General features: G+C 58.0%; 18 protein-coding genes and 1 tRNA gene. 15 read left to right on the forward strand and 4 right to left on the reverse strand.

Annotated features, from left to right (window positions below):
- The first annotated feature begins 183 nt into the window (after positions 1-183).
- The 10 genes from ACMTNU_RS12945 to ACMTNU_RS12990 all read left to right on the forward strand — a co-directional run bounded on the left by ACMTNU_RS12945 (position 184) and on the right by ACMTNU_RS12990 (position 18,987).
- Positions 184-453, forward strand: coding sequence for a hypothetical protein (locus ACMTNU_RS12945; RefSeq protein ID WP_413935679.1), 270 nt, complete (start codon positions 184-186; stop codon positions 451-453).
- Positions 454-468: 15 nt separating this feature from the next.
- On the forward strand, positions 469-759 hold the full coding sequence (locus tag ACMTNU_RS12950) for an alginate O-acetyltransferase AlgX-related protein (RefSeq protein WP_413935680.1): 291 nt from the start codon (positions 469-471) through the stop codon (positions 757-759).
- Positions 760-828: 69 nt separating this feature from the next.
- Positions 829-2,673, forward strand: a complete 1,845-nt coding sequence (locus tag ACMTNU_RS12955) for a carbamoyltransferase (RefSeq protein WP_413935681.1) — start codon at positions 829-831, stop codon at positions 2,671-2,673.
- Between the two features lie 11 nt (positions 2,674-2,684).
- Positions 2,685-3,089 carry an SxtJ family membrane protein gene (locus ACMTNU_RS12960; RefSeq protein WP_413935682.1) on the forward strand — a complete coding sequence of 135 codons (405 nt, stop codon included), beginning with the start codon at positions 2,685-2,687 and terminating at the stop codon, positions 3,087-3,089.
- A 19-nt stretch (positions 3,090-3,108) separates the two neighbouring features.
- The gene (locus tag ACMTNU_RS12965; RefSeq protein ID WP_413935683.1) at positions 3,109-3,261 is read left to right on the forward strand and encodes a DUF5989 family protein; all 153 of its coding nucleotides are present in this window, start codon (positions 3,109-3,111) and stop codon (positions 3,259-3,261) included.
- Between the two features lie 552 nt (positions 3,262-3,813).
- On the forward strand, positions 3,814-6,657 hold the full coding sequence (locus ACMTNU_RS12970) for a hypothetical protein (protein ID WP_413935684.1): 2,844 nt from the start codon (positions 3,814-3,816) through the stop codon (positions 6,655-6,657).
- Positions 6,654-10,133, forward strand: a complete 3,480-nt coding sequence (locus ACMTNU_RS12975; protein ID WP_413935685.1) for a DUF6603 domain-containing protein — start codon at positions 6,654-6,656, stop codon at positions 10,131-10,133. Before ACMTNU_RS12970 ends, ACMTNU_RS12975 begins: the two co-directional genes overlap by 4 nt.
- A gap of 2 nt (positions 10,134-10,135) precedes the next feature.
- Complete coding sequence (locus ACMTNU_RS12980; protein ID WP_413935686.1) at positions 10,136-12,976, forward strand: hypothetical protein; 2,841 nt, start codon at positions 10,136-10,138, stop codon at positions 12,974-12,976.
- Positions 12,973-17,277 carry a hypothetical protein gene (locus tag ACMTNU_RS12985; protein WP_413935687.1) on the forward strand — a complete coding sequence of 1,435 codons (4,305 nt, stop codon included), beginning with the start codon at positions 12,973-12,975 and terminating at the stop codon, positions 17,275-17,277. Before ACMTNU_RS12980 ends, ACMTNU_RS12985 begins: the two co-directional genes overlap by 4 nt.
- A gap of 12 nt (positions 17,278-17,289) precedes the next feature.
- Entirely contained in the window at positions 17,290-18,987 is a 1,698-nt protein-coding gene (locus ACMTNU_RS12990; RefSeq protein WP_413935688.1) for a hypothetical protein, read from the forward strand.
- 53 nt (positions 18,988-19,040) lie between these two features.
- On the opposite strand, the gene ACMTNU_RS12995 is transcribed toward ACMTNU_RS12990, so the two are convergent.
- Positions 19,041-19,117: transfer RNA gene (locus ACMTNU_RS12995), tRNA-Met, on the reverse strand.
- 87 nt (positions 19,118-19,204) lie between these two features.
- Between ACMTNU_RS12995 and fmt the strand changes: the two genes are divergently transcribed.
- From fmt to pheT, 5 genes are read left to right on the forward strand one after another with little or no spacing between them, the layout of a single operon-like run.
- The gene (gene fmt / locus ACMTNU_RS13000; RefSeq protein ID WP_413935689.1) at positions 19,205-20,158 is read left to right on the forward strand and encodes a methionyl-tRNA formyltransferase; all 954 of its coding nucleotides are present in this window, start codon (positions 19,205-19,207) and stop codon (positions 20,156-20,158) included.
- A 34-nt stretch (positions 20,159-20,192) separates the two neighbouring features.
- The gene (gene rsmB / locus ACMTNU_RS13005) at positions 20,193-21,605 is read left to right on the forward strand and encodes a 16S rRNA (cytosine(967)-C(5))-methyltransferase RsmB (protein WP_413935690.1); all 1,413 of its coding nucleotides are present in this window, start codon (positions 20,193-20,195) and stop codon (positions 21,603-21,605) included.
- Complete coding sequence (gene rpe / locus ACMTNU_RS13010; protein ID WP_413935691.1) at positions 21,605-22,306, forward strand: ribulose-phosphate 3-epimerase; 702 nt, start codon at positions 21,605-21,607, stop codon at positions 22,304-22,306. The genes rsmB and rpe overlap by 1 nt, the downstream gene beginning before the upstream one ends.
- Before the next feature lie 10 nt (positions 22,307-22,316).
- Positions 22,317-23,882, forward strand: a complete 1,566-nt coding sequence (locus tag ACMTNU_RS13015) for a phenylalanine--tRNA ligase subunit alpha (protein ID WP_413935692.1) — start codon at positions 22,317-22,319, stop codon at positions 23,880-23,882.
- A gap of 8 nt (positions 23,883-23,890) precedes the next feature.
- A complete protein-coding gene (gene pheT, locus ACMTNU_RS13020; RefSeq protein WP_413935693.1) occupies positions 23,891-25,609 on the forward strand; it encodes a phenylalanine--tRNA ligase subunit beta in 1,719 nt (572 codons plus the stop codon).
- Between the two features lie 122 nt (positions 25,610-25,731).
- On the opposite strand, the gene rplT is transcribed toward pheT, so the two are convergent.
- From rplT to infC, 3 genes are read right to left on the reverse strand one after another with little or no spacing between them, the layout of a single operon-like run.
- On the reverse strand, positions 25,732-26,097 hold the full coding sequence (gene rplT, locus ACMTNU_RS13025) for a 50S ribosomal protein L20 (RefSeq protein ID WP_086424793.1): 366 nt from the start codon (positions 26,095-26,097) through the stop codon (positions 25,732-25,734).
- 52 nt (positions 26,098-26,149) lie between these two features.
- Positions 26,150-26,344 (reverse strand): 50S ribosomal protein L35, encoded by a 195-nt coding sequence (gene rpmI, locus ACMTNU_RS13030; protein WP_413935694.1) that lies wholly within the window; start codon positions 26,342-26,344, stop codon positions 26,150-26,152.
- A gap of 40 nt (positions 26,345-26,384) precedes the next feature.
- Positions 26,385-26,876 carry a translation initiation factor IF-3 gene (gene infC / locus ACMTNU_RS13035; protein ID WP_245630884.1) on the reverse strand — a complete coding sequence of 164 codons (492 nt, stop codon included), beginning with the start codon at positions 26,874-26,876 and terminating at the stop codon, positions 26,385-26,387.
- Positions 26,877-26,907 lie beyond the last annotated feature (31 nt).

Here is a 26,907-nt window from a genome sequence, read left to right on the forward strand (position 1 = left end):
AAGAAGGAAACGGTCAGGAAGTGTAAACCGCAACACAACCGATCAAGCCGAGAGGACCGCCGCCTGAACCAGTTACACACCTATTGACATGACCTCGATCAATGCCCATTTTAGAATTCTGGATCAAGGCCCGGGGGGCAGTTCAAAGACACGATCATTGATGCAGCGTTGAGCTTTCCCTCAATGCTCAAGCGAGAGGTCGTGGTCACGAAGTTCAAAAACGTGCGAGTCGTATTCTCTCATCTTGGAGGAGCTGCTCAAACGAACAATCATTACGTGATAGATGGACAAGTAGCAGCGTTTCCCCTCTATGTGTCGTCCCGCTTTAGAGCGAAGCTGTTTCTCCCCGATCAACTGAAGCGTGTACAAAATCCTGCGCAATATGCCGAGTCGCATCCGAATGCGAGTTTGCTTCAGAAAACCTATGAGCGTATGAAAGCGCTATCGAATTAAGGAGGTTTTCGAGTTGTGGTTATCATCGCTCCAAGTGATTCGCGCTTGCATGGAGCAGAGTTTGAAGATTTTCCGAGATTGTCGGAAAAACCCCATTTCGACATGTTTGTTGAACGTCTGGCTGGACAGTCTGGTTTAGGAGTCGCTAATCTAGAAAAGTTATTGCGGCCGCTCACTGCCAACGAGCTTCTTTACTTTCGCGATGATGACCATTGGAATGAACGAGGTCATGCGGCGGTCGCCGATATTCTAGGTCGGTTTCTCAAATCCAGGCACATCATCAATAGCGACAGAAAAGCTCTTTGAGAAAGTGGTGTTCCCGAAGCGAGGGGGACTCCATGCGAGAAGTCCTATCAATGTGTGAGGGGCAAGGGCATGAGTAATATCCTTGGGATTTCGGCTTTTTACCATGATAGCGCGGCATGTTTGATTCAGAGTGGAGAAATCATTGCCGCCGCTCAGGAAGAGCGGTTTACCCGTAAGAAGCATGACCCAGGGTTCCCCAGCTATGCCGTGACCTACTGTTTACAGGAAGGGAGAATCGCCCTAAAGGATCTCCGCTATATCGTCTTTTATGATAAGCCGCTCGTAAAATTTGAGCGCTTACTTGAGACGTACCTAGCCTTTGCTCCAAAGGGACTGCAATCGTTTGTGGCGGCCATGCCGGTGTGGCTAAAAGAAAAGCTCCTACTCCGGAATCTGCTTGAGAAAGAATTCATGGCGCTCGCCCCGGAGTTGAAAAAGTCTGAGCTGCCTATGGTGCTGTTTGGCGAGCATCATGAGTCCCATGCAGCCTCGGCCTTTTATCCGTCTCCCTATGACAAGGCGGTTGTGCTCTGTATGGATGGCGTCGGGGAGTGGGCCACGACCTCCGCTTGGCTTGGTGAAGGAAATAAGCTCACTCCGCTCTGGGAAATCCCATTTCCCCATTCACTGGGGCTGCTTTATTCCGCCTTCACATATTACACCGGGTTTAAGGTCAATTCGGGTGAGTATAAGGTGATGGGTTTAGCTCCGTATGGGGAGCCTAAATATGTCAAAGCGATTTATGATCATCTGCTTGACCTCAAAGCGGATGGGACGTTCCGTCTGAACATGGAGTATTTCAACTATTGCACCGGGTTGACCATGACCGGGGATAAGTTCGATAGGGTCTTCGGTGGCCCTCCGCGGAAACCAGAGAGTAAGTTGACACAACGGGAGATGGATCTGGCGCGTTCAATCCAGGAAGTAACCGAAGAAGTGATGCTTCGGGTCACGAAGACTCTGCACCGAGAGACCGGGGTCGAGTATCTCTGTATGGCCGGCGGCGTGGCGCTCAATTGTGTGGGAAACGGGAGGATTCTACGAGAAGGCCCGTTCAAAGGAATTTGGATTCAGCCGGCCGCCGGGGATGCAGGTGGAGCAGTTGGTGCAGCGCTCTCTGCCTGGCATCGGTATGATGATCAACCAAGGCTGTCAACGGGTGTTGACCGCATGAAGGGGAGTTATTTGGGGCCGAAACATACGAATACTGAGATCGAGCAGTTCCTCAAGCAAGCCGATGCCCCCTATGAACGTCTAGACGATGAGCGGCTCTTCGATCGTGTCGCCAAGGAGCTTGCGGAGGGAAAAGTCGTCGGATGGTTGCAGGGCCGGATGGAGTTCGGACCTCGTGCCCTCGGTGGTCGAAGCATTCTCGGTGACGCCCGAAATATCAAAATGCAGTCGGTGATGAACCTCAAGATCAAATATCGCGAATCGTTCCGCCCCTTTGCCCCTTCGGTCGTGCGGGAACGTGTATCTGATTTCTTTGAGATGAACACGGATAGCCCCTATATGTTGCTTGTTGCGCCGGTGCAGGCAAAGCGATGCCTGCCGCTTCCGGCACAACAGGCCACGCTCTGGGGAATTGACCTGCTGAATGTCCCGCGCTCCGATATTCCGGCTGTCACACATCTGGATTATTCAGCCAGGATTCAAACGGTGCATGAAGACACGAATCCTCGCTATTATCGACTGCTCAAGGCATTCGAAGCCCAAACCGGCTATCCTGTGCTCGTCAACACGTCCTTTAATGTTCGAGGAGAGCCAATTGTGAGCACACCCGAGGACGCCTACCGGTGCTTCATGCGAACGGAAATGGATGTCCTCGCACTTGAGAACTGTGTGCTGTACAAGACCCAGCAAAAGCCACTGACGAACGAGACAAACTGGCAAAAAGAATTCGAGCTCGACTAGGAGATCACACCGTGAATTCAGCATACCATCACTCTACGGAGAAAGATTTGCGGCAGTTTGGGCTTCTGGTGGGCAGTGTGTTTGCCGTGATCGGAGTCTGGCCGATTGTGTTTCGGAGTGAGTCGCCTCGGCTTTGGGCGGTGATTCTCGGATGCCTACTTATTGCCCTCGGCGCAATTGCCCCGAAGAGCTTGACACAGGTTCATGCCGGATGGATGAAGATCGGCCATGTTCTCGGTTCGATCAATACGAGAATCATACTCGGGGTTATTTATTATCTTCTCATTACTCCAATGGGTCTTGCGATGCGTCTGATGGGTAAGGATTCCATGCATCGCACGCTCGCGCGAGACGCCGAGACCTATCGCGTCGTTCGAGCCCCTCGGCCCCGTCAGCATATGCGGAATCAATTCTAGGTTAGAAGAAGGAGAACGTATGGGAGAATTGCTGGCTGAATTGTGGGCGTTCATGAGAGAGCGAAAGAAGTTTTGGCTGTTACCGATTCTCGTGGTATTGCTGCTATTCGGGACGCTCATCGTTCTTACGCAGGGGTCTGCGGTTGCGCCATTCATCTATACGTTGTTCTAATCACTACGAAACGTATGTCGGTTCAAGCAGAATGGTCCCTGTCTTTGACATTGCTCATCCTGCGTCCACCGGCATCGATAGCCGATTGATGACCTGTCTGTGCATCCTCTCCCAGGAACGGGCATTGTAGGAGCGGATACATCCCGTGCCATGCCCCGTCGGCTGATCAAAAACCGGTGCATGATTGACCGTGGGCGTGCAGATTGTGCGCCGGATGTCAAATCTGGCGGACGTGATCTGGAACAACGCACCGAAGAGCATCCTGGATCCGTTCCCGGCTCAGGTGCAGGGCGCCAAGAGTGTGTACTAAGTAGGGGGATAGAATCTGTAGCCTTCTTCAGTGAGGGTACAGTGAGGGGGCTGGTTTGGATATCCGGGCCAGCCCCTTGTGGTGCCTTCTATTTTTCGTGCGAGACGCGTCAACACATCACCTTGCCATTCCATTGGTACTGCTCGTAGAGCCCCTGTCCAGTAGTGGTTGCCTCGACTTCGCTGCAGACCCATGGTAGGCTGCGCCCAAAAAATCTGTCATGATAAGAGGAGGAGCCACCGGTGCTTCCTGTGCTTTTGGCGGGTCCAATTCTGCGCCGTGCAGAGCCAACGCTTGTCACGGCATGGATGGCCTTTTCGGAAGAAGTCACAGTTCGAATCAACATCTGGGACGCGTTGGTCCATGATGCCGGTCCCAGCGCACTACTCTCCACCGATCTCCAGCCGCTTAACCCACGATCGAACTCGGCGTCAAGTATTCGGATCGGCGACAAGCTGCACCTGGCACAGGCGATTTTCAAAGTTGAGCCGGAAAAGGCGTTGTTCCCGGGCCGGCCATATTCTTACAACGTCCTAGTAAGAGACCGTGCAGGGAATGACCATGATCTGAAAAGCCTGGGCTTGTTGAGCAATGGTGAGATCAATGGGCACTCGAACCTGGCAATGGGGTACGAGCCCGGCTTTCTGCCGACGTTCATGCTGCCGCCAGCAGAGTTGACGGACCTGCGGATCCTCCACGGATCGTGCCGTCGGATGACGCAAGAGATGGAAGATGGGATGGCGTGGGTCGACGATCTGATCCGTGAAGCGCGGCTCGCCGATCCGATCCACCGTCCGCACCAGTTGTGCCTGACGGGCGATCAGATCTACGCCGACGACGTGGCGTTACCCTTCCTGCCCCAGCTGATCATGCGTGGGCGCGAGCTGCTCGGCAACAATGAGTTCCTCCCCACGCGGTGGCCCGGGCCCGATACCAGGTACTGGCCTGCTGATGCCAAACACTTTCCGCCAGCGTTGCGGCGAGAGGTCGTCCTCTCCGAGGGGCGCTTCACGACGATCGACTACCACAGTCACTTGCTTTCGTTTGGTGAGTTCGCAGCGATGTATCTCCTCGTGTGGTCGAATGTGCTCTGGGACAAGTCGGCGCTCAGCTCGTTCGATGAGATTGTGGAGCGCTTCTTCGCGAGCGGACCTCCCTGGGATCACCTTGGTATTCACTTTCAACAACGGGATGCCTCGGACCAACCGAAGATCGAGCGGCCTCTGCTCGAGAAGTTCCTCGACCTCGTGCTGCCATCGGGCAGCGGGCCGAACACGCTTACCGTCGGCGAGCTGCGTGCGACGCTGAAGCCACGTGACATCGACGCCGAGCCCACGTGGCGATTCGCGCTCGAGGCGCGTCTTCTGCTACCGGATCGGCGCCAGCGGATCCTCGATCAGGTGAACGCCGATCTCGACGCCGACACGAAGGTGACGCCCGCAAACGATCAAGAGCGGGAGTGGTTGAAAGACAAGCACGAGGGGCACACGAAGATCTTTCGAATCGTCGATGGCCTGCCGCAAGAGGAGCAGCCGGCGTTTCAGGCGTTCTACGAGGCGCTGCAGAGCAACTGGGGCGGGCTCTACGATACGAAGCACAGCGTGCGAAAGCGTGAGGTGGATCTCTTCTACAACAACCTGCCGAAGGTCCGCCGCGCACTGGCGAACGTCCCTGTCTACATGATGGCCGACGATCACGAGGTGACCGACGACTGGAACCTCAATCCCATCTGGAAGGACCGCGTCTACACGAACCCACTCGGCAAGACGGTCCTGCGCAACGGGATCCTCGCCTACGCGCTCTTTCAAGGCTGGGGCAACGATCCGGACTACTTTCAGAGCGGACCAGCCGCCGAACTGCTGACCCGCGCGCAAGAGTTGTTTCCGACTGGTGCGACCGCTCCATCCAGGGAATCCGAGGCCGCTGAACGCATCAATGTCCTCCTCGGCCTCGACGGAGCCGAGCGACCACCGGTGCGGTGGCACTACTCGGTGTCGTGCGCGCGGCATCTGCTGCTAGCCCTCGATAATCGCACGCGCCGCAGTTTCGTCTCTCGAATCGGTCCGCCCGGCAACATCGCGATTTCTGCGATCGCGGAACAGGTGCCCGAGGGGCCGTTGCCCGCGGGACTCGAAGTCCTCATCGTCATGGCCCCCCTACCTATCGTCGGCCCGCCGGTCTTCGACGAAGTCGTGGCACCGTTGTCCTATCGCGTCTTCGACATGATCAGCTACGTCTCGCACCGGAATAACCAGATCAAGGGCATGCCGGGGACGAACCCTGACGCGATCGAAGCCTGGGCGTTCGATCCGAAGACGATGGAGGCGGTCCTCAAGCGGCTGGAACCGTACCGGCGGATCGTCTTGCTCTCGGGTGATGTGCACAACGGGTCCACTCAGTTCCTGAGCTATTGGAAGAAGGGTGACACCCAGCCGGCGAGGTTCGTGCAGTTCACGTCGAGCGGTGTCCGGAATGTGATGCCGAACTTCCTCCGCGTGGTAGACCGTGGATTTGCGTTCGTGCAACGGATTATCCGGGCGAACATCGGGATCACGCGCCTGGGGTGGAATCAGAAAGACCCAGCACCTTTGTCGCTCCCACCTGGGAATGAAGGCGTGATGCCGGTGCTCGCCGGGAAGCTCGCATCGAGTCCCGTATTGATCCCTGCCGGCGGATGGCCCGCGACGGCCTCTTTTGCGCGGCCACCCGATTGGAGCTGGCGTGCGCATGTGGTGCTCGATGAGCGTCCCGACAGCGCCCGACCCGAAGCGGCGCGGCCAGCACCGCTGCCATCGACGATGAATGCGACCTCTCTCGACGGATACCGGCAGCTCGTGGCGCGACACGTGAAGCAGTTCAAGAAGGCATCACACGGACGGCAAGTGTTGATGGCCAACAATCTGGGACGGATCCACTTCGAACAGTTGCCGCAGGCCATTCACGCCGTGCAGGAACTTTTCACCGTCCATCCCGCCGCCCCTGATCCGAAGAAGGCCGAGGTCTACGCGCTCCACCGCGTGCAGCTGGCGGCGCTCGCGGGTGCGACGATCGACGAGCCTGAGCCGACGCTAGGAGACGCCGGGTGAGCGATTCCAAGAAGCCGACGAAGACAAAGAAGAGCGTTGTCCAGCGCATCGTCGGCTGGTTCGTCGACGTGTATCTCTGGGCGCGTGAAACGCTCACGGATGACCAAGCCCGTGCCGCGCTCCTGACCGACCTCGGACTGCCACCCACCTCGAACGCGAAGCTGGATCTCCCGAAGGACAAGCTCGACAGCCTGCAGCGCTATCGCGCGGCACAGGACGTCGACGCAAAAGCGTTTCTCCAGGCCGTCGAGGATCTGAAGGCGATTGCCGACGCCGTGAAGGCGTTCGCCACGGCGGTGGGCGTCAGCGGCGAAGCTGCGATCGAGGAGTTCTCGCACCGCGTCTTCCACCTGTTGGCGCTTAACTACATGCGCCTGCACCAGCCCATGCTGTATTGGGCGGCGCAGCCCTTCGGCTTCATCGAGGAGTCGCTCACCACGCACTCGACGGCCAAGGCCTACCCGGAGCGAATCGTTTCGTTCTTCAAGGGGATCGGCAATCACTTCGAGGCGCTCGGATGCAGTCTGGCTACCGAGGAACAGGCCAAGGCATTCTCCGATTTCATTTTCATTCCGGTCTCAATTACAGCGGCCTTCGGCGGGCAGGCGATCGCTTCTGCCATCTCCGAAGACTTCGGCCAAAAGAACCTGATCGAGGTCATGTACGGCTGGGAGCCGGCGCCGGGGACACCTCCAAGCGATGCCGATCGGTTGTCGGATGGGATTCTGTCGGTCCTGATCCGTCATCCATTCAAGCCCCCCGCCGCGATCGGCGAGGTCAGTGAGGCCAACGCGAGCTGTTCGTTCATGCTGGTGCCGCGCGCACACGGCGGTCCCGGCCTGCTGGTGGCCGTCGGCAGCGCCCTCCAGTTCGACCTGCCGGTGGACGATGACTGGACCTTCAGCTTCAGGGTTCGGTCGGCCAATGCCGTCGACTTTCTAATCCGGTTCGACGAGCTTAACGTCGAGGCGAGTGCCGCGACGGATGCCGACATTCGCGTGGCCATCGAGGCTAACGGAGAGGAATCCAATGAACCATACGTCGTCGGCATCTCGGAACGAACGAGGCTTGAGTTCGGACGGCTGGCGCTCTCAGGGGAGCTGTCGTCGACCGGTGCCGGGTTCAAGCTGGCGGCTGCCGATTGTGCGCTCGTGATCGATGCCGAGGCGGACGGTGACGAGTTCATCGCCGATTCATTGCCGAAGCAGGAAACCAGGATTGCGTTCCAGTTCGGCCTTGGCCTCTCAAGCGAACGTGGGCTGTATCTGGAAGGCGGTGCGGGGCTTCGATCCATCATTCCAATCGCCAAATCCATCGGCCCGGTGACGATTCAACACATGCAACTCGGTCTGGTGCCGGATACGGAGAACGATCGGAGCAACCTTGCCCTCATGGCGACCGTCGCGATGGCGTTTGATATCGGTCCCTTGCGGGCGAGTCTGGATCAGATCGGCTTTCAATTGAAGCTGGATTTCGCGAGCCGGAACCCAAATCTGGGGTTTGCGGATCTGGTCTTCGGTTTCGTTCCGCCGAAGGGCGTGGGGTTGCTGATCGAGGGCGATGTCGTGTCCGGTGGCGGCTTCTTGCTCCTCGATCCCGATCAAGGCCGCTACGCGGGAGTCCTGCATCTCGACCTCGGCGGCGGCGTGGCATTAAAAGCCGTCGCGCTGCTCGATACGAGGCTGCCGGACGGCCAGAAGGGCTATTCGTTGCTCGCGATCATTACGGTAGAAGGGTTTCAATCGATTCCGCTGGGCTTTGGGTTCTTCCTTTCGGGTGTGGGCGGTCTCATCGGTATTCACCGGACCATCCTCCAGGAACCGCTTCTGGCCGGCGTGCGCAACCACACCCTGGATCACATACTGTTCGCGGAGGATCCTGTCCGCAACGCGCCGGCGTTGATTGCTGCCGTGGGTGCGGTGTTCCCACCGTCGAAAGACAGACATCTCTTCTGCCTCATGATCCAAGCCACGTATGGTAAGCCGGCGCTCCTACATATCCATTTGGCATTGGGTATCGAACACAATCGTCAAAGTGGAAGCGGGAGGACATCGAAGTTCTTCGTCATGGGACAGATCAAATCGTTGTTGCCGGACAAGGATAAGGATCTGATCCGATTGCATATGGACGTGGCTGGCGTGGTGGATTTCGAACAGAAGACCGCCGCATTCGACGCGTCATTATTCGATTCGCGGTTGGCACGCACGTTCACCATTGCGGGGGACATGGCGCTGCGGGCGCAATGGGGAGAGTCACCGAATTTTGCGTTGGCGGTCGGTGGATTCCATCCGGACTTTGCCGCGCCGGTGGGTTTCCCAAAGCTCACGCGAGTTTCCATCAACCTGTCCGATGGGGATAACCCGCACATTCGCTGTGAGGCCTATTTTGCGTTGACATCCAATACGACGCAATTCGGTGCCAAGACCGAGATCTTCGTTAAAATATCGAAATTTTCGGTACATGGCTATGTGTCATACGACGTGCTTGTCCAGCATGATCCGCTGCAGTTCAACGCCGCCTTTGACGCAAAAGTTCAGCTCAAGATCGGCTCGAAAAATCTACTCATGGTTCGGTTGCGAGGGGAGCTGATCGGGCCGAGCCCGCTCCATATTCGCGGAAGTGCAACGTTCGGATTTCTGTGGTGGGACTATACGGTCAGTATCAACAAGACGCTGGCACAAGGCGAAAAGCCTCCGATACCCGAGCCGGTCGATGCCGAAGCGCTGTTACTGGCCGCCCTCCGTGATCCGGCCAATTGGAGCCACGAACTGACGGACACAGACCGGGCCTTGGTGACGGTGCGAAATGCCGAACCGAACACGGAACTCGTCATTCATCCGTTGAGCCGGCTCTCGGTTCGACAGCGAGTGTTGCCGCTCGATCGCGAGATCTCCCGGTTCGGCGTCGCCCGGTCGAGCGGAACGCGTCTGTTCCGCATCACCGAGGCACGCGTCAACAGCCAGGTGAAGTCACTCGAACCGGTTACGGAATTTTTCGCACCGGCGCAATTCCTCGACATGCCGGATGATCAGAAGCTTTCGGGCCCTTCGTTCGAGCGGATGCCCGCCGGCATCCGTGTCGGCACGAATCGTGTGGTGTTCGGCGCTTCAATTACCGCCGATCTCGATTACGAGGAGATTGTGGTGGATTCAGCCATGAACGTGAAACCGGATCCCACATTCCAATCGTCCGTGCGGCTGACCGCACCGGCGTTATCAATGCAGGTTCAGTGGGGGGCGGCGAAACAAAGTCGTGCACAACGGCTGGGCCGTGCGAAGTATCGATCGGCTGGGATCGCGGTGAAATTCATGGAGCCACACTTTGAGATCGCAAGCACAGAGGATACGTCGCAGGTCATGGTCCGCCATCTCACTTTTTCTGAAGCGAAAACAACCATGGCGAAGTTGCAACGCAAGAGCCCGTCGGCAAGTCGGTTTCTACGGATTGCGCCGGTCGCAGAGTTGGTTAGGAGATAGCTATGTCGGAATCTGAGTTTGCTGCGCTTCGGTATCTGCCGTGGGTACGTCAAGGGGCCGCTGCCGAATTTGTCGACGGCGCTTCGGTAGAAGTGAAGCTCAAGGTGAACGATTCCGATGTGACCATGCCGATACGGTTAATCGGTCCAGGCAGGGTGGCCGGTATCGATCCACAGCAGATCATCCGCATGGAACCGCATCCGGGAACGGTTGACTTTAATCCATTCCAATTCCCGGCCGTTGAGTTCGACCGGCCAGATTTTCCCTGGCTCTTTACTCCCGGCCAGGCTGACGCCAAGGATCGCCTTCTCCCCTGGCTTTGTCTGGTGGTCGTTCGGAAACAGATTGGCGTCACGCTTCGAGTCGGCACGGTGTTGCCTCTCTTGGAGATCAAGAGTCCCGCACTGCCCCAGGTGGAATTGCCGGACCTTGCTGAAAGTTGGGCATGGGGGCACGCGCAAATAGCAGGCCGGTCGGATTCGGCATCGCCGGAGGAAGGTCTGGCGATGCCGGCGCTCAATCTCTCACGGTTGATGTGCCCACGCAAGCTCGAGTCTGATTCGGACTACATCGCGTGTGTCGTTCCGACATTCGAAACGGGGCGTTTGGCTGGCTTGGGATTGTCCGACACCGGAGCCGAGGACTCGAAACCTGCGTGGTTCTCCGGTGATCAGGCACCGGCGGACATCGCACTGCCTGTCTATCATCATTGGGAATTTCGCACCGGTCCACCGATGGACTTCGAGTCGCTGGTGCGCCTGCTGAAGGCACGTCCGCTGCCGGAAAAGGCCGGACGGCGGGACCTTTTCATCGGGCAGGCCGGATTGGGTCTGCCGAAGCTCACGCCCGATGTGCCCGGTGCTCTCTTGGCCTTGGAAGGGGCGTTGAAACATCTGGATGCCAAACCTGCCGAGTGGGAGGCGGTGCCGCGGGCGGCCTTTCAAGCGACGCTTCGTGCCGTGGTGAATTCGCCGGCTGAGGCACTGGAGCACGGTGCAACGGATCCCGTGGTGGCTCCGCCGATGTATGGACGATGGCAAGCGGGGAAGGACCGTGTCGAGCTGACCGGCGGTCAGCCGCTCTGGCTGCATGAACTCAATCTCGATCCGCGGCATCGGGCAGCGGCGGGGTTGGGCGCGGATGTGATCCGTCGAGATCAGGAGTCGCTGATGGCGGCGGCGTGGGAGCAGGTGGGAGAAATCCAGCGGGCGAATGAATTGCTGCGGCAGGCGCAACTTGCGCGATCGGTTACGGAGTCGTTGCATCAGCGGCATTTCAGCCGGATGCCGGAGCCGACACTCGTACGCATGACGGCAACGGCGCACGCCCGCATGAAGGCGGTGTCCGTACCGAATGGCGCTCCCCCGCCGTCGACGTTGGCACTGAAGAGTCAGGTTGTCAGGAGCACGGTTCGCTGGCTGGCGGCGGCCCCGGCGATGCGCCAGGCCGCTCGTCCACGCGGTCCCGTATTGAGGCGAACCGGCACGCATCTTCTCCATGGCTCGTTGCACATGCCGCTGGTCTTCTCCGTTGCAAATCCAGGGATGGTGACGATCGAAGGTGTATCAGATGCGGTGTTTGCATCACTGCCGGACCCAAAGGCCAAGGTGCGGACCTTCGGCGCGAATCCTCAGGGGTTCGATCCCCAGCCGCCCGGCAATGCGTTCATCTGGATATTCACTCTGCAGGCAGAAGGCGCACCGCTGTTGGATGGCCACTGGGAACGGCGCCGCGCTGGTGACGCCGGTACCGGCCACCATCCGGTATTCCTTAACTTCCGTTCTGCGGCGGCGGCGCATGAAGCGCGACTGCCTCGGCCGGGACTTGTCGCGTTTCAGTCTCCCCTCGTGTTGGGGAATATCAAGGACGCCTTGCTGGCGCAACTGAACCCTACGACTACGATTCCGGCGCTCATGCGTTCGCGGATTCGATCGTCGATGCCGGCGATGCATGCGGAGCGTGAAGATCCGCTCGAGCCGATCATGACGGCGCCGGAGTTTCCCCGTCCGATGTATGAAGCGTTGCGTGAGCTGTCGTCGGATTATCTTTTGCCTGGTTTGGAGCACGTCCCGCCCGACACGGTCGCCGTCCTCCAGACAAATCCGGTGTTTGTCGAAGCCTTCATGGCAGGGCTGAGTACGGAGATGGCACGTGAGCTATTATGGCGCGAATTTCCTACGGACCAACGGGGGACATATTTTCGCCAGTTTTGGGCGGCAGCGAATCCGGCCGAGGCTCGCCAGATTCAGCCGATTCATCGCTGGCGGAAAGCGTTGGGCCAGCATCCTGAGCCTGGTCTGAGGCAGGCTTCGTTGGTGTTGTTGATTCGCGGCGAGTTGCTGCGCCGGTATCCGCATACGGTCATCTATGCGGCCAAAGCGGTGATGTCCGGTGTGCGGCGAGTGCCTGGTCCCACGGAGCAGTATCCGATCTTCCGTGGTTCACTCGATCCGGATGTGACGTTCCTTGGTTTCGATCTTTCCCGTGCCGAGGCGCTCGGCGACACGACTGATCCAGGGTGGTTCTTTGTCATCCAGGAGCAGCCGACGGCACCGCGCTTCGGCCTTGATAAACCGGAGGGTTTTGCCGAAGCCATGCCCAAGCCGGCAACGTGGAACGACCTGAGCTGGGGCCACCTGGCGAAGGATCGCGCGGCGTTCGATAAGCTGACCCATGTCTCAGTCACAGGGGCGCTGCCCGATACGTCTGCGATCCGTGAACCTCCGGGCATCAGCTGGGGAGCGAACTCGGCGCATATGGCGTGTGTGACCGCGCAGCGACCAGTCCGCATTGCGATTCACGCGAACGACCTGATTGAGCCGATGAAAGGGCAGCGTCCATGAGCTCTCTTCCCACGGCATTGCTGCTTCCCGCCGACCGGCCATTGGTGTTATTTCCCGTGCGGATTGAAACACGTTTCTTCCCGGCGGTGCCTGAGTCCTATACGATTCGGATTCGTGTCTATCCGGATACGATTCATGTCGATACGCACGAATCCGGCCTCACAGGCGATGAAGCTGAATGGGGACGGCACTATTGGCAGTCCTTGTGGCGAGCGGGCAATGACGAAGAGCGGCGGAAGGCGGCGTGGCGCCAACTCGCCGAACGGTATGAACCGCAACGCGCTTCGTGGATTGCCTGGCAGCTGCATCCCCTGAACTCTGAGGACCGGCCCGACGGTCCAATCGCAGAGAATCAGCCGCTGAATCCGCCGCCCCGATTCCAGCAACCTCCGCAGTTGCAGATCCAAACGGAAACTTGGACAAGGGCTCCCTGGACACGCGTACTGCCGGATCACTGGATGGCCGTCGGATACGTGGGTGGTGCCGTGGTAGCTGTGGCCGAAGGTGGCAAGATTCCAGATCCGTTGCCGGTGGGACCCTCTCCCGATGCGGATGTTACGCCTGTTGACGATCAGCCGCCGATCGACGCCGGCATGAAGTGGATGATCGATTACGACGAGGCTGTTCTCGTGGGGATGGGGTTGGAACTGGTACTGCCAGCCGGCATATCGCACCTCGACCGCTTACTGGTCTTCGGTGTGAAACGATCGCTGACGGCCGAAGACTCGGCATTGCGGTTGAGCGAGCTGCTTTCCGCTCAGGGCTATACGCAGGGCTTGAGTTTTCTCGAACCTGGGATACCTTCGAACAACAGTTCCATGGGATCGAGCGGGTTCAGTTCTTTTGATGCCGGTTACGAGTCGAGCTTTCACGCGAACCAGATGCAGGCCCTTGGCCAAGACTCCAACGGCGGCCTGTTGGCAAAGGCTTTTGGCCTTCCAGACAAGACGTTCCAACGCATAGAGCGTGCGGGATTGACGGAGTCGGTCGATGCGTACCACATGAATACCGCACTCTGGCAGCCGACCTGGGGGTATTATCTGGAGCAGATGATGCGCCCTGCGATGTCGGAGACCGAGGCCGACGAGACTATTGAGCTGGCGCGACAGCATTTCATCCAGTACGTTCGTGCTGGAGGGCCGCTTCCTGCTATTCGCTGTGGGCGACAGCCCTATGGCATTCTGCCCGTCACCTCCCTCGACCTGTGGAAGCCGCGCAGCGCGGATGGGGCTGGCACCTCTCTTCTGACCTCGCTGGTGTCGATCCTTATGAAACTTCGAGCTGCTTGGCGGCGGTGCGCCGAGCGAGCCCCGCGTCTGGGGGCCAGCACGAACCCGGAGGATGACTTACGAAATGTGCTTCGGTTGGAGGCCACCTCTTCAAGTTACTCCATTCGAGCTGCGATAGGTCGGCACTACTTTCAAAATCTCTGGCAATTTCAGTTGATCGATCTCGATCGACCAGGTTGGTGGGCCAAGCACAACCAGCTTGTCGGTGCCTCTCTGGAGGCACTCGGGTTTGCGGGAACAAACACCCGGCTGAATCAAACCGTCTATGCCGGAGTCGATATACCGCTGAAAGCGGCACTCGTCCAGCCCGGCGAGGTGGCAACCGACACGCGACTCGCCCCGAATTTTATCGACTTGCTGCTGTCGACGTCCGTGGCAGGAATCCGGATGGAGGCGTTTCCTGACCCTAAGCCGAACAGTCTGCTCTATGTCCTGCTTCGGCATGCGGCGCTGCTGGAGTACGGCAAGGCTGCGGCAAACATTCTCCTCTCTCAAGGGATGATGACACAGGCGCAACGACGCGAGGCGGAAATCATTGATGTGGAACCAGGCTCGACAGTGTTCACGGCGATGAAGCAACTCGCCACCGTGGTGCCGGCGGTGTCGCCGCTGCCGCTTGAGGTCTTTCTCCAACAATTGAGGTCGTTCGATGATGACGATGTGGTGCAGCTCGGAGCATTTCGCACCAGCCTGATGCATCTCTCAGGTCTTCACGTGACCGGGCTGGAACGGTTGATGACCGGTACGCTTGATCTCTGCTCCTACCGCCTGGACGCGTGGATTACATCGCTTGCCACGAGACGTTTGGCGGCCATGCGACAGGTGAATCGGACCGGTGTGTTCCTCGGCGCCTATGGGTGGGTAGAAAATCTGAAGCCTGGACCGGCACCCTCGTTTGCCGCGACCGTGCCGGAAGAGTCGAGTCCTCCGGTGTTTATGCTTCCGGGCAATCCTGGGTTGATTCATGCGCCGTCGCTCACGCAGGCGGCAACCGCGGCCGTGCTGCGCAGCGGACATCTCACGCACCAGGACGTGGAATCAGGCCGGCTGTTGGCGATCGACCTTACATCGGAACGTGTGCGTTTGGCCAAGTGGCTACTGGACGGAGTACGCCAAGGTCAGCCACTCGGTGCCTTGCTGGGCTATCGGTTTGAACGAGGCCTGCATGAGGGGCATCCTGGCCTGGAGCTCGACCGTTTCATCAAGCCGTTTCGAGAAATCGCACCACTGACGGCTCTCAGGCTTGATTCAGCCGACGACGTGCCTGTTGAAGTGGTCGCTGCGAACAACGTCGTCGACGGCTTGAAATTGCAACGCGTATGGCGGCAAGCCGTGGGTGTGAACGAAGCGGCGTTTTTCGCCAAATTGCCCGCGAGCACGGCAGCCGAACTGCAGGCCCTTCGCACGGAGTTGTCGGCGTTGGACGATATGATCGATGCCGTGAGTGACGCGTTGATGGCCGAAAGTGTGCATCAGGCCGTGCAGGGTAATCCATCACGCGCATCGGCTACGCTGGACGCTGTGGCGCGGGGCGATGCACGTCCTCCCGAACTCGATGTGGTCGAGACGCCGAGAAGCGGCATTGCCCTGACGCATCGGGTGCTGGTGTTGTTCGGCGGCCAGATACGGGCCGCGCCGGGATGGACTCGGGGACGGCATCCCTATCGCGGCGATGCGGCGCCGCATTTGGATGCATGGGTCGGACGACTGGTGGGTGACCCGTCACGGGTGCGCTGTCGCATCCAAAAGGTAGACGAGGTGAATGGCACGATCCTCGAGACCCATGAACTGCGCTTCAGTCAACTCGGCCTGTCGCCGCTGGACTTTGTGTATGGGGTAGAGAGCAGCGGTGAGGTCACACGATCCGAGTTTGAGCAGCGTCTCTTGTTGGAGGCGATGAGCCGGAACCCTGGTTTGGGACCGGAAGGGGCGTTGCGCGTGAACTTCGATCGTGATCCGGCGTGGAACATCCAAGACCTCAGCGGCGTCGAGTTCCTCGAATTGATTCGTGCGGTCCGGCAGTTCATCGCACGATCGCGCGGTGCGGAGGGTCGTGACCTGGCTCCCAGCGGCGGAGCGGCGGTGCCGAGCGGGATCGATGATGGTGAGCTGCGGCAACGGGCGATCCGTGCGACAGAGGCACTCCGTAGCGCAGTGAGTCAGCTCAAAGATCCCAATGGCGACCTTCGCGCATCCCTGCTGCAGATGGCCCATTTTGGCATCGCCGGAGCAATACCGACGGGAGCCGATCTGATTACGCAGGCCCGCTCAGTGGAACGCGAAGCGATGAACCGGCTCGAACGGGCAGAAGCTGCGCCGGACGCCGGAGCCGCCCTGCGAGAAGTGTTCGGAGCTTCGTTCGTGGTGATGCCGGCGTTTCGTCCGGCCAACATGGACGAGCTGGCTCAGACGTTGGCCGACAGTCTGAAGCTGCAGGGTGATGATCCCAACGAAGCGGTTACCTGGTTGCATCGAGCTGCGCGTGTGCGTGAACCGTTGTCGCGCTTGGAAGACGCGTTGCGGTATGCCGAAGTGCTCGGAACGGGCGTGACCCTTGCGCTTCGTGTAGGCCAATTGCCGCTGCGTGACAATGACCGGTGGGTCGGGCTGCCTGTGGCGGGAGGCAATCCGATCTCGGGAGGCGTGGTATCGCTGGTCGCACAGATGGATGCACCGTTCAACCCCCACGAGCCTCTGACGGGTTTACTCGTCGATGAATGGATCGAAACCGTGCCGAATCCTACGGAAACGACGGGTGTCGCGTTTCAGTATGATCAACCGGACGCCTCGCCGCCACAATCAATCCTCATCGCCGTACCTCCGGGCAAGGATCACACCTGGACGGCGCAAACCCTGCAGCAGGTATTGATCGAAACCTTGGACCTGGCTCGCCTCCGTGTGGTGGATCCTGAGGTGCTCGAGGAAGTTCACCATTTTCTGCCTGCGTTGTTTTTTGCGTCAAATGCCCAAGACGAGACGATCTCAACCGACTGGACGAAGCTGACACGCTAAGGAAAAACGGATATGCCTTCTATCACCAGTTGGATTCGTCTTGAACCGAAAGTCCGAGTCGAGGATGAGACCGAGGGGATCCAGGCCCGTGTCTGGGATCCTCTGTGGCTGCTCGGGCGCCAGTGGCAGATGGGCGAATTTCAGGGATCCGATAGTGGATCACCCGTAGCCGCGCGGCTGCGGGCGGAATCGGCCAACATCACACGCTATCATCCGGGGGTTCCGACGACGAAGGTGCAAGGGCGCCGTTACGACGGCCAGAAGCTGCCGCTTGAAACACTGGTGGAACAGGAGCCGGTGCGGCAACCACATCGGCTGGTTCTGGCCGTGGATGCCGGCCTTCACTTCCTTCGATTGCTTGCACAGCGATCGCTCAGTCAGAGCTATCGCGCAGCGTACGTACGGCGATACGGTATTGCGCCGTTGACGTCGGAGCAGCGCGCGCAGTTCGATGCAGCGAGCATCCGGATGTTCGAGTTGTTGGCCAGCCGTGCGCTGGATGGAGATCTTCTTGCCGCTGATCTCCAGCAGTTGCGTCCCGATCTTCCTACCTCCCCACTCATTGAATCCGGGGATGTTGAAGCCGTAAAAGCAGTGGTGGCCGAGTGGTTGCGTTGGTATGACGGGTTGTTCGCTGACGTGGATAAGAATGATTCAGCATGGGTCGACGAGCGAATGGAGTACGCCTTTTCTGTCTCGGCGCGCACGTCATCGAGAGAACTGACTCTGGTGGCGCGTGAGTATACGCAGGGGCAGTTGGATTGGTATGCGTTCAATATCGGTGGCCCGCAACTGGGCGCGGTTACTGATGCCCCACCCAACACGGTCACACGTACGACGATTCCCGCTCCAGTCAGCTTCCGGGGTATGCCAGCCCAGCGTTGGTGGGAATTTGAGGATGCACAAGTGCACTTCGGTGCAGTCGACACCGGACCAGAGGATCTTGCGCGCATGTTGCTCGTTGAGTTTGCCACAAGTTTCGGCAATGACTGGTTTGTAGTTCCGGTAGAACTCGAAGCCGGTTCCCTCTGCATGATCCGGTCGCTGATCGTTACGGATACGTTTGGTGGACGCTTTGCCGTACCGAACTCCGTACCTGGTGGAAAACCGTGGCGTATGTTTCAGCTGACTTCTGATCAGCCATCCTCGATTTCCAACGCCCCTCCAGTCCTATTCGTGCCGCCAGTGGTGCTGAAGAACGTGCAAGGTCCACCGATCGAAGAGGTGGTGCTCTTCCGCGATGAGATGGCGAATATGGCCTGGGGTGTGGAGCGGGTGGTGGATGGCCCTACTGGGAGGCCGTTGAATCGGCATGATGCGTACTATGAGCGAGCGATCCCACAGGTGCCGGATATTCCACTGCCGGACGCTCTCCGCTATGAGCTTGCTTCGACCGTTCCAGACTACTGGATTCCGTTTGTGCCCGTGCAAATCAGCGGCTCACGCGCCGTTCGCTTGCGGCGCGCAGCGATGCTGGATGCCAATGGCCAACCACAATTCAACCGGTCACAAGGTAGGATCCTGACGCCCAAGCCCGGACTACGACTGGACGTGTTCGAAGAGGAAATTCCAAGGGAGGGCATTCGGGTGAGCCGTAATTATCAGTACACTCGCTGGCTGGATGGCTCTACTCATGTATGGGTCGGGAGGCGAAAAGGCGTCGGGCGAGGCGAGGGATCAAGCGAACTGCGCTTCGATTCGCTTCGGTAGTCTCTGTTGCTGGTTTCTGTGTCGGGCTTGTGCTCGAGACGAACGAGGAAGGTTGGTTGCGGGGAGAGGATTTGAACCTCTGACCTTTGGGTTATGAGCCCAACGAGCTACCAGGCTGCTCCACCCCGCGAAGGGAGACTAACAAAGCGTTGAATGACAAGTCAAGTTTCGTGGTCGCCTGATTGCATTCTGCCCATCACGATGATAAAGCCAAGCTATGCGTATCGTCTTCATGGGCACACCCGACTTTGCCGTTCCATCGCTCGAAGCACTTCTGAACTCAGGCGATGAAGTAGTAGGGGTTGTGTGTCAACCGGATCGTCCGAAGGGACGGGGCCATCAGGTGGTTGCACCGCCGGTGAAACTGGTGGCAGAACGTGCCGGTATTCCAGTGCTGCAGCCGCTCAAGATTCGAACACCTGAGTTTTTGCAAGCCTTGTCATCCTGGCAGCCGGATGTCATTGCGGTAGCTGCGTACGGCCGTATCTTGCACACACCGATTCTTCAGCTTCCTCCGATGGGCTGTGTGAATGTACATGGATCGCTCTTGCCGAAATATCGCGGTGCCGCTCCGGTGCAATGGGCCGTCATCAACGGCGAGACCGAGACGGGCATTACGACGATGCTCATGGACGAAGGCATGGATACCGGCGCCATGGTACTGCAGGCGAAATTGGCGATTCTTCCTGATGATACGGCCGGGACATTGGCGCCACGCCTGGCCGCACTGGGTGGACGACTGCTCATCGAGACACTTGTCCAGCTGAAAGCCGGGACATTGGTGCCAACGAAGCAAGACGATCAGCAGGCGACCATGGCCCCGCTCCTCAAAAAAGAAGACGGTCTGATTGACTGGACGCTGAGTGCCAAGACACTGACCAATCGGGTGCGAGGGCTCTCTCCCTGGCCGGGGGCCTATACGTTTCTGGGTCATGAGCGTTGGAACATTTGGAAGGCGGTCTTACAGGGGACTGCGACTACTGATACCCCAGGAACGATTGTTGCCGTGAATAAACAGTCGATCGTGGTGGCAACCGGCGATGGGCTTCTTGAGATCCGCGAAATCCAAACTGCTAATTCGAAGCGCATGGCGGTGGCCCAATTCCTGGCCGGTCACCGGGTGACAGTTGGACAACAACTGGGTCCACCGCCAATCACCTTGGTCGGGTAATTAATTACCTCGGCTGGACCTCCTCAAACCTCCCATGCCAGACCCACGCACGCTGCCGAGTTCCACAAACCATTCACCTCGGTCTGTCGTGCTGTCTATCCTGCTTGCAAGTCAACGAGGTGATCGTGCTCTTGATGAGGCACTGGATCAACGGGTGAAGTCGGTTTCAGACCCACGTGACCGGGCGCTGATTATGGAGCTTGTCTATGGAGTTCTTCGAAGACAGGAGACCCTTGACTGGCGTCTAGGGGCAGTACTCACCAAGCCTCTTCATCGACTTCCGGCCCTGGTGCAGATGTTGCTTCGGATCGGCGCCTATCAGCTGCTCTTTCTCGATCGTATCCCCGCGTCAGCTGCGGTCCACGAAGCCGTCGAGCTGGCCAAGGCATCCGCCAAACAGTTGGGACGGGACTGGGGTGCCTTGGTGAACGCGGTCTTGCGCAACCTCATCCGGTTGCCTGTCCCGACTTTGCCGGATCCCGCTCTTCATCCAAGTGAATATCTTTCGATCAGCTACGGTATCCCTTTGTGGCTCAGTCAGCGGTGGCTGGCACGATTGGGATATGAGCAGGCGGAATCAGCTTGTGTAGCGGCTAGCGCAATCCCTTCACTGACCTTTCGGGTTAACCGGATGCGATTGACGAGGGACGGTCTCCTGGAACTGTTCGCGCAAGCCGGAATCGGAGCCCACTCATCGGCTATTAGTCCGGTGGGGGTGCGATTGGACAAGGGACAAGATGTTTCCTCGCTTCCAGGGTTTGAGACTGGGGACTACTATGTCGAAGACGAAGCCGCACAACTCATTCCACCGATCCTTGACCCTCAGTCCGGTGAATCGATTCTAGATGTTTGTGCCGCTCCAGGAGGGAAGGCCACTCATCTTGCCGAACTTATGGGCGATCAAGGAACAATTGTCGCGTTGGATCTCAAGGCCTCACGGCTGGAACTGCTCCGAGACAATTGTCGGCGGCTGGGGTTGCACTGTATTGTCCCCATCGTGAGTGACGCAAGGCGGCCTGCTGACTGGCCGTTGGAAATGACGAGCTCTCGTCATGCCGGATTGCCCATGTTCGACCGTATTCTGGTCGATGCCCCTTGCAGTGGACTTGGCGTCTTGCGGCGCCATCCGGAATCGAAAAGTCAGTGCCTGGAATCCACCTTCGCTCGACATCAGATATTACAGAGTCAGATCCTTGAATCGGTCGCTCCCTGCTTGCGGCCCGGCGGCGTGCTGGTCTATAGTACCTGCTCGACAGAAACAGAGGAGACCGAAGAGGTTATCAGCCGGTTTTGCAAGGCCTATCCAGGATGGATGCGTGAATCTGTGGTTCCCTGGCTTCCTCCCACTGCGCTTCCCTTTGTGACTGAGCAGGGGGCGCTCTCCACCATGTGTAATCGCGTCGGAATGGACGGATTCTACGCCGTTCGTCTGAGGAACATGAACTAATGGCGCAACCGGTCCTTATCGCCCCATCGATTCTCTCCGCCGATTTTGCCAGATTGGCCGAAGAAATCGCCGCCGTGGAGCAGGCCGGCGCCGATCTCTTGCATGTGGACGTGATGGACGGCCATTTCGTGCCGAATTTGACGGTGGGCCCGCCCATCGTTGAAAGTCTGAAAAAGGTCACCAAGCTCCCGCTTGATGTGCATCTCATGATCACCAATGCGGATGCCTTTATTCCTGATTTCGTCGAGGCCGGGGCCGACTATCTGACCGTACATGTTGAAGCCTGTCCGCATCTCCACCGCACGATACAATCGATCAAGGAACGGGGGATCAAGGCAGGGGTGACCCTGAATCCGGCCACTCCCATTTCCTCTCTCCAAGACATCCTGGGCGATGTCGATCTCGTCTTAATCATGTCCGTCAATCCTGGATTCGGTGGGCAAAAGTTCATTCCGTCGGTCCTCAAGAAAATTGCCGACGCGCGAGCCATGCTGGATCAGATCAACAGCCATGCACTGCTTGAAGTCGACGGCGGTGTGAAGGTGGAGAATACAAAGGAAATCGTGGCCGCCGGTGCCACGACGTTGGTTGCCGGGTCAGCGATCTTTTCTCAACGCGATTACAAGGCGACGATCGCCGCGCTGCGGGCGGCCGCTCAGACAGCCGGTCCATCCACGCCGCCTGCGGCAATGAATCGATAGGTCATTGAGCGTGGATATCTCCAGCATCATCGACAGCCTGCATCCTCTCGAAATCAAAGTCCTAATGACTATGAGTGCGCGTCAACCTGCTGCCGCATTCAAGAGCGAAGACTTAGCCGTGGCTGCGGAGTTGGAGCCGTCGCAACTCAGTATGGCGGTTGAGTGGCTCTTGGCGAAGGGCTTGATCGAGATTCAATCGGAAATCGTCACGCCGGTCGTCTCACTCACAAAAATCGGTGAAGAGTATCATCAAGCAGCCGCCCCGATCGAACGCATTTTGGCGGCCGCACGTGACGCGGCCGGAACTGGAAAGCGACTTACGATCGGCGATCTCCAAACCCAACCGGGATTGGATCCCTCCGATGTCAGCAAAGCCGTAGGACGGTTGAAAAAGGAAGGCGTCTTGCTGATCATCCAGGGCGGCTGCATTGAGACGACCGGACGTTCGAGCCCGACTGCCGACGCGCTCCGGCCGCTCTTGGAAGAGGTTCACGGGTCCTGTCGAGAGCTGACCAGCTTTTCCCCCGAGCGTCAACAGCTGATCGAAGACTACTCGGTGAAGCGTGGGAATGCCAAGGAGCCTTTCCGCGTCGATGAACGTGTGACGCGCTCGTTTGTCTTGTCTCCATCCGGGGCCAGCGCGGTCGAGCAATTGATGAATCAGGGATTGGTGGAGGAAGTCTCACAACTGAGCCCTGAACTGCTCAAGGACGGCAGTTGGCGCCAGAAGCGATTCCGGAAATACACCATCAGTCTTCGGGCGCCGCGTGTTGGAACCGGGAAAAAACATCCGTATCGAGAGTTCTTGGATACGGTGAAAGCGAAGCTCGTGAGCATGGGATTCCAAGAGATGCGTGGAGCCCTGGTGGAGACCGAGTTTTGGAACATGGACGCGTTATTCATGCCGCAATTCCATCCAGCCCGCGACATTCATGACGTCTATTTCGTGAAACAACCGACTCATGCTGTCATGGCGGACGAATCCCTTCTGTCCAAGGTTGGGCAGGTGCATGAACACGGCGGCAAGACCGGCTCCTCCGGGTGGGGCTATGCATTTGATCTGCAGCGCGCCAAACGCCTGGTGTTGCGCAGCCAGGGGACCGCGGTTTCAGCACGGACGTTGGCGGCCTCGCCCAATATCCCCGGGAAATATTTTTCGATCGCCCGATGTTTTCGCTATGATCAAGTCGATGCCACCCATGCGACGGATTTTTTCCAAGTCGAAGGGATCGTGCTTGGAGAGGACATCAACTTCCGTACGCTCTTGGGGTTGCTCAATTTATTTGCCCATGAGGTGGCGCAAGCGAAAGAGGTCAAGTTTGTGCCCGCGTATTTCCCCTTTACCGAGCCGTCCGTTGAGCTCCACGTTCGCCACCCTCGTCTGGGCTGGATGGAACTTGGAGGCGCCGGCTTATTCCGTCCGGAAGTGACCGTGCCGCTTGGCGTCACAGCACCCGTGATTGCCTGGGGGCTCGGGCTGGATCGAATGGCGATGGTGGCCTTGGGGATCCATGATATTCGAGAGCTCTTCACCGATAACCTAGAGTTGATTCGGACCACCCGAGGATTGTTCTAGTTACCGCCATGCCCACGATCACCATTTTCAAAGACGATTTCGAATCGCTGTTGAAGGGAACTGGTGCCACAAATCGCACGGTCTCGATTGAGCAAGTGGAAGAGTGGTTGATGCTCGTGAAGGGCGAACTCAAGGGCCACAATCCCGATACCGGAGAATTGCGCATCGAACTACAAGACAGCAATCGACCGGATTTGTGGTGTTGCGAGGGGATCGCACGGCAGATTCGGATCAAGCAACAGGGGAAGATTGCGCAGTATCCCTTCTTGACGGGGAAGACAAAGCCCAAAGCAACAATCGTGGTAAAGCCTGGGATGGAACAGGTCCGCCCATACGTGGCTGCCTGCGCAGCCAGGGGCTATCAGGTGACGTCGCAGGGGTTGGCCCAGTTGATTCAAACACAAGAAAAATTGGCCGAGATCTTCGGCCATAAACGAAAAACAGTTTCTATCGGTATCTACCAACTCTCCAAGATTACCTTCCCGGTGACCTATGAATTGGTGCAACCCGGTGAGGCTCGGTTTACCCCATTGGGAATGGAGACCGTGATGACCCTGGCGGAGATGCTCATGGTCCATCCCAAGGGATTGGAATATGGGGGAGTTTTGGCTGGAGCGAGCCGTGTCCCGATCCTGCGGGACGCGGCCAACCAACCGTTGTCCTTCCCGCCGATCATCAATAGCCGAGAGGTCGGTGAAGTGCAGGTGGGTGACGATCAGCTGTTCGTCGAAGTCACTGGAACTGACTTGCCGATGGTTGTGCTGACCGTGAACATTTTTGCGGCTAACCTTGCCGACCGGGGGGCGACGATTGAGCCGATCCGTGTGGAGTACTCCACGCGTACCTCCTTGGGCAAACGCGTGACCACGCCACAGGATTTGAAGAAGAGCAAGACGATTCCGATCCATACAATCGAGCAGGCACTTGGCCAAGAACTTGGCATCAAGGTCGTCCAACAAGCGCTTGAGGTGTACGGCTATGAAGTGTCTGCTGGGAAGGGATCTGTTCGGGTCAAGCTCCCGCCCTATCGACAGGATCTGATGCACACGATGGATGTGGTGGAAGATGTCGCGATGAGCCGTGGGTATGCGGAGTTTACGCCAGTCATGCCGGCACAGTTTACCGTGGGCGGATTATCCCGTATTGAACAAGTTTCCGATCGCGCCCGAGAGTTGATGGTGGGATTAGGCTTTCAGGAGATTATCTCCAATATCCTTGGTTCGCCGGAACAGTATTCCGGGCATATGCGAATTGACGAGACGGAATGGGGGCAGATGGTCAAGGTCGATAATGTAATGACCTTGAACTTCTCCTGCCTACGGCAATGGATTTTGCCCTCGCTGTTACGCATTGAAGCCGCTTCGAGTCGGGCCTTTTATCCGCATCGTCTGTTTGAAGCCGGCGATGTGGCTATTCCAGACGCTACTCACGAGGCGGGGTCTCGGACCGAGACTGTTCTGGGGGCAGTCATCGCCCATGCCGCCGCACATTTTTCGGAGATTCATTCGTGCCTGGATACGCTGTTCTATTACTTAGGGAAGGAGTACCGGTTGGAGCCGGTGCCGCACCCGTCGTTCTTGGAAGGCCGTGCCGGACGTATTCTCGTTGCCGACAAGCCCGTCGGCATCATCGGAGAGATCCATCCCGAAGTACTGGAGCGTTGGCAAATCACCATGCCGGTCGTGGCCTTTGATCTCAATCTGTCGCAACTGATCGTCGAAGGATGAGCAGCCCTACCGGACGTTGCTCAGTCGGCCCTATCCAACACGGGCATTGCAACATTCATGAAGGGGAGCAACGTTCTGTTGCCCCCCTTCTTTCTGTATCCGGTAATCGCTGCTATGTGAGATTATGCTGCTGCGGGCACGTGCTGCTTGGCCAGACCGACCAATTTCTCAAACCCGGTGGCGTCCTTGATGGCCATATCTGAAAGGACCTTTCGATCCAACAGCACATTGGCCTTCTTGAGGGCGTTGACAAACCGGTTATAGGTCAGTCCGTGATTCCGCACTGCGGCGCTGATACGAGCGATCCACAACTGCCGGAAATCCCGCTTCCGGTTTTTTCGACCGGTGTAGGCGTAGGTCAGTCCCTTATCAACACTTTCCGTTGCTGAACGGAACAACCGGCTTTTCCCGCCGTACTGGCCTGACGCCAGCTTGATCCGTTTTTTCCGTCGGGCTCTCGTTTTTGGTCCACCTTTTGCGCGAGGCATGATTCATTGCTCCTTTTGGGTCCTGAAATTCACAACACAACACGATCGCCGTCTATGCATACGGCAGGAGTCGATTCAATGTCAAAACAACCGTGGAGTCCACCACGGTGGTTCCGCTCAAGCGGCGCTTTCGGTCATGCCGCTTGCTGGTCAGGATGTGCCGCTTGCCCGCCTTGCGGCGGACAATCTTGCCGCTTCCCGTTTTGGTAAATCGTTTACTTGTTCCTGAATGCGTCTTCATTTTCATGTGGGAGGTTCCTTTAGTTGAGCAATCGCTGCACTGTACGTTAGTGTTTCGGAGCGACGATCATGATCAAGCTGCGTCCTTCCATACGGGGAGCATACTCGATCGTGCCGGCTTGTGCCAACTGTTCAATGACGGAGTTCATCACAGCGCGCCCCATCTCTTGGTTGGCCATCTCTCGTCCACGATAGGTGAGGGTAACCTTGGTCTTGTTTCCCTCTTCTAAAAACGTTTTCATCTGTCGGACTTTGATTTCAAGATCGTGCTTATCGGTTCGTGGGCGCAACTTGATTTCCTTCACTTGCGTGGACTTTTGGTGACGCCGGTTTTGATGATCCTTTTTGCTCAGCTCATACTTATACTTCCCAAAGTCCATAATTCTACAGACTGGAGGGACCGAAGTGGGAGCGACTTCCACCAAATCGTGGCCAGTCTCTTGGGCCTGGCGAAAGGCATCCGCTGTCTGAAGGATACCGAGCTGTTCTCCCTCTGGACCAATGACACGAACTTCTCGGACTCGAATTTCACGATTCACACGTAATTTGGGGACGATAGGCCACCTCTCT

It is taken from the genome of Nitrospira sp. BLG_1 (assembly GCF_047338595.1).
GTDB lineage: Bacteria > Nitrospirota > Nitrospiria > Nitrospirales > Nitrospiraceae > Nitrospira_D.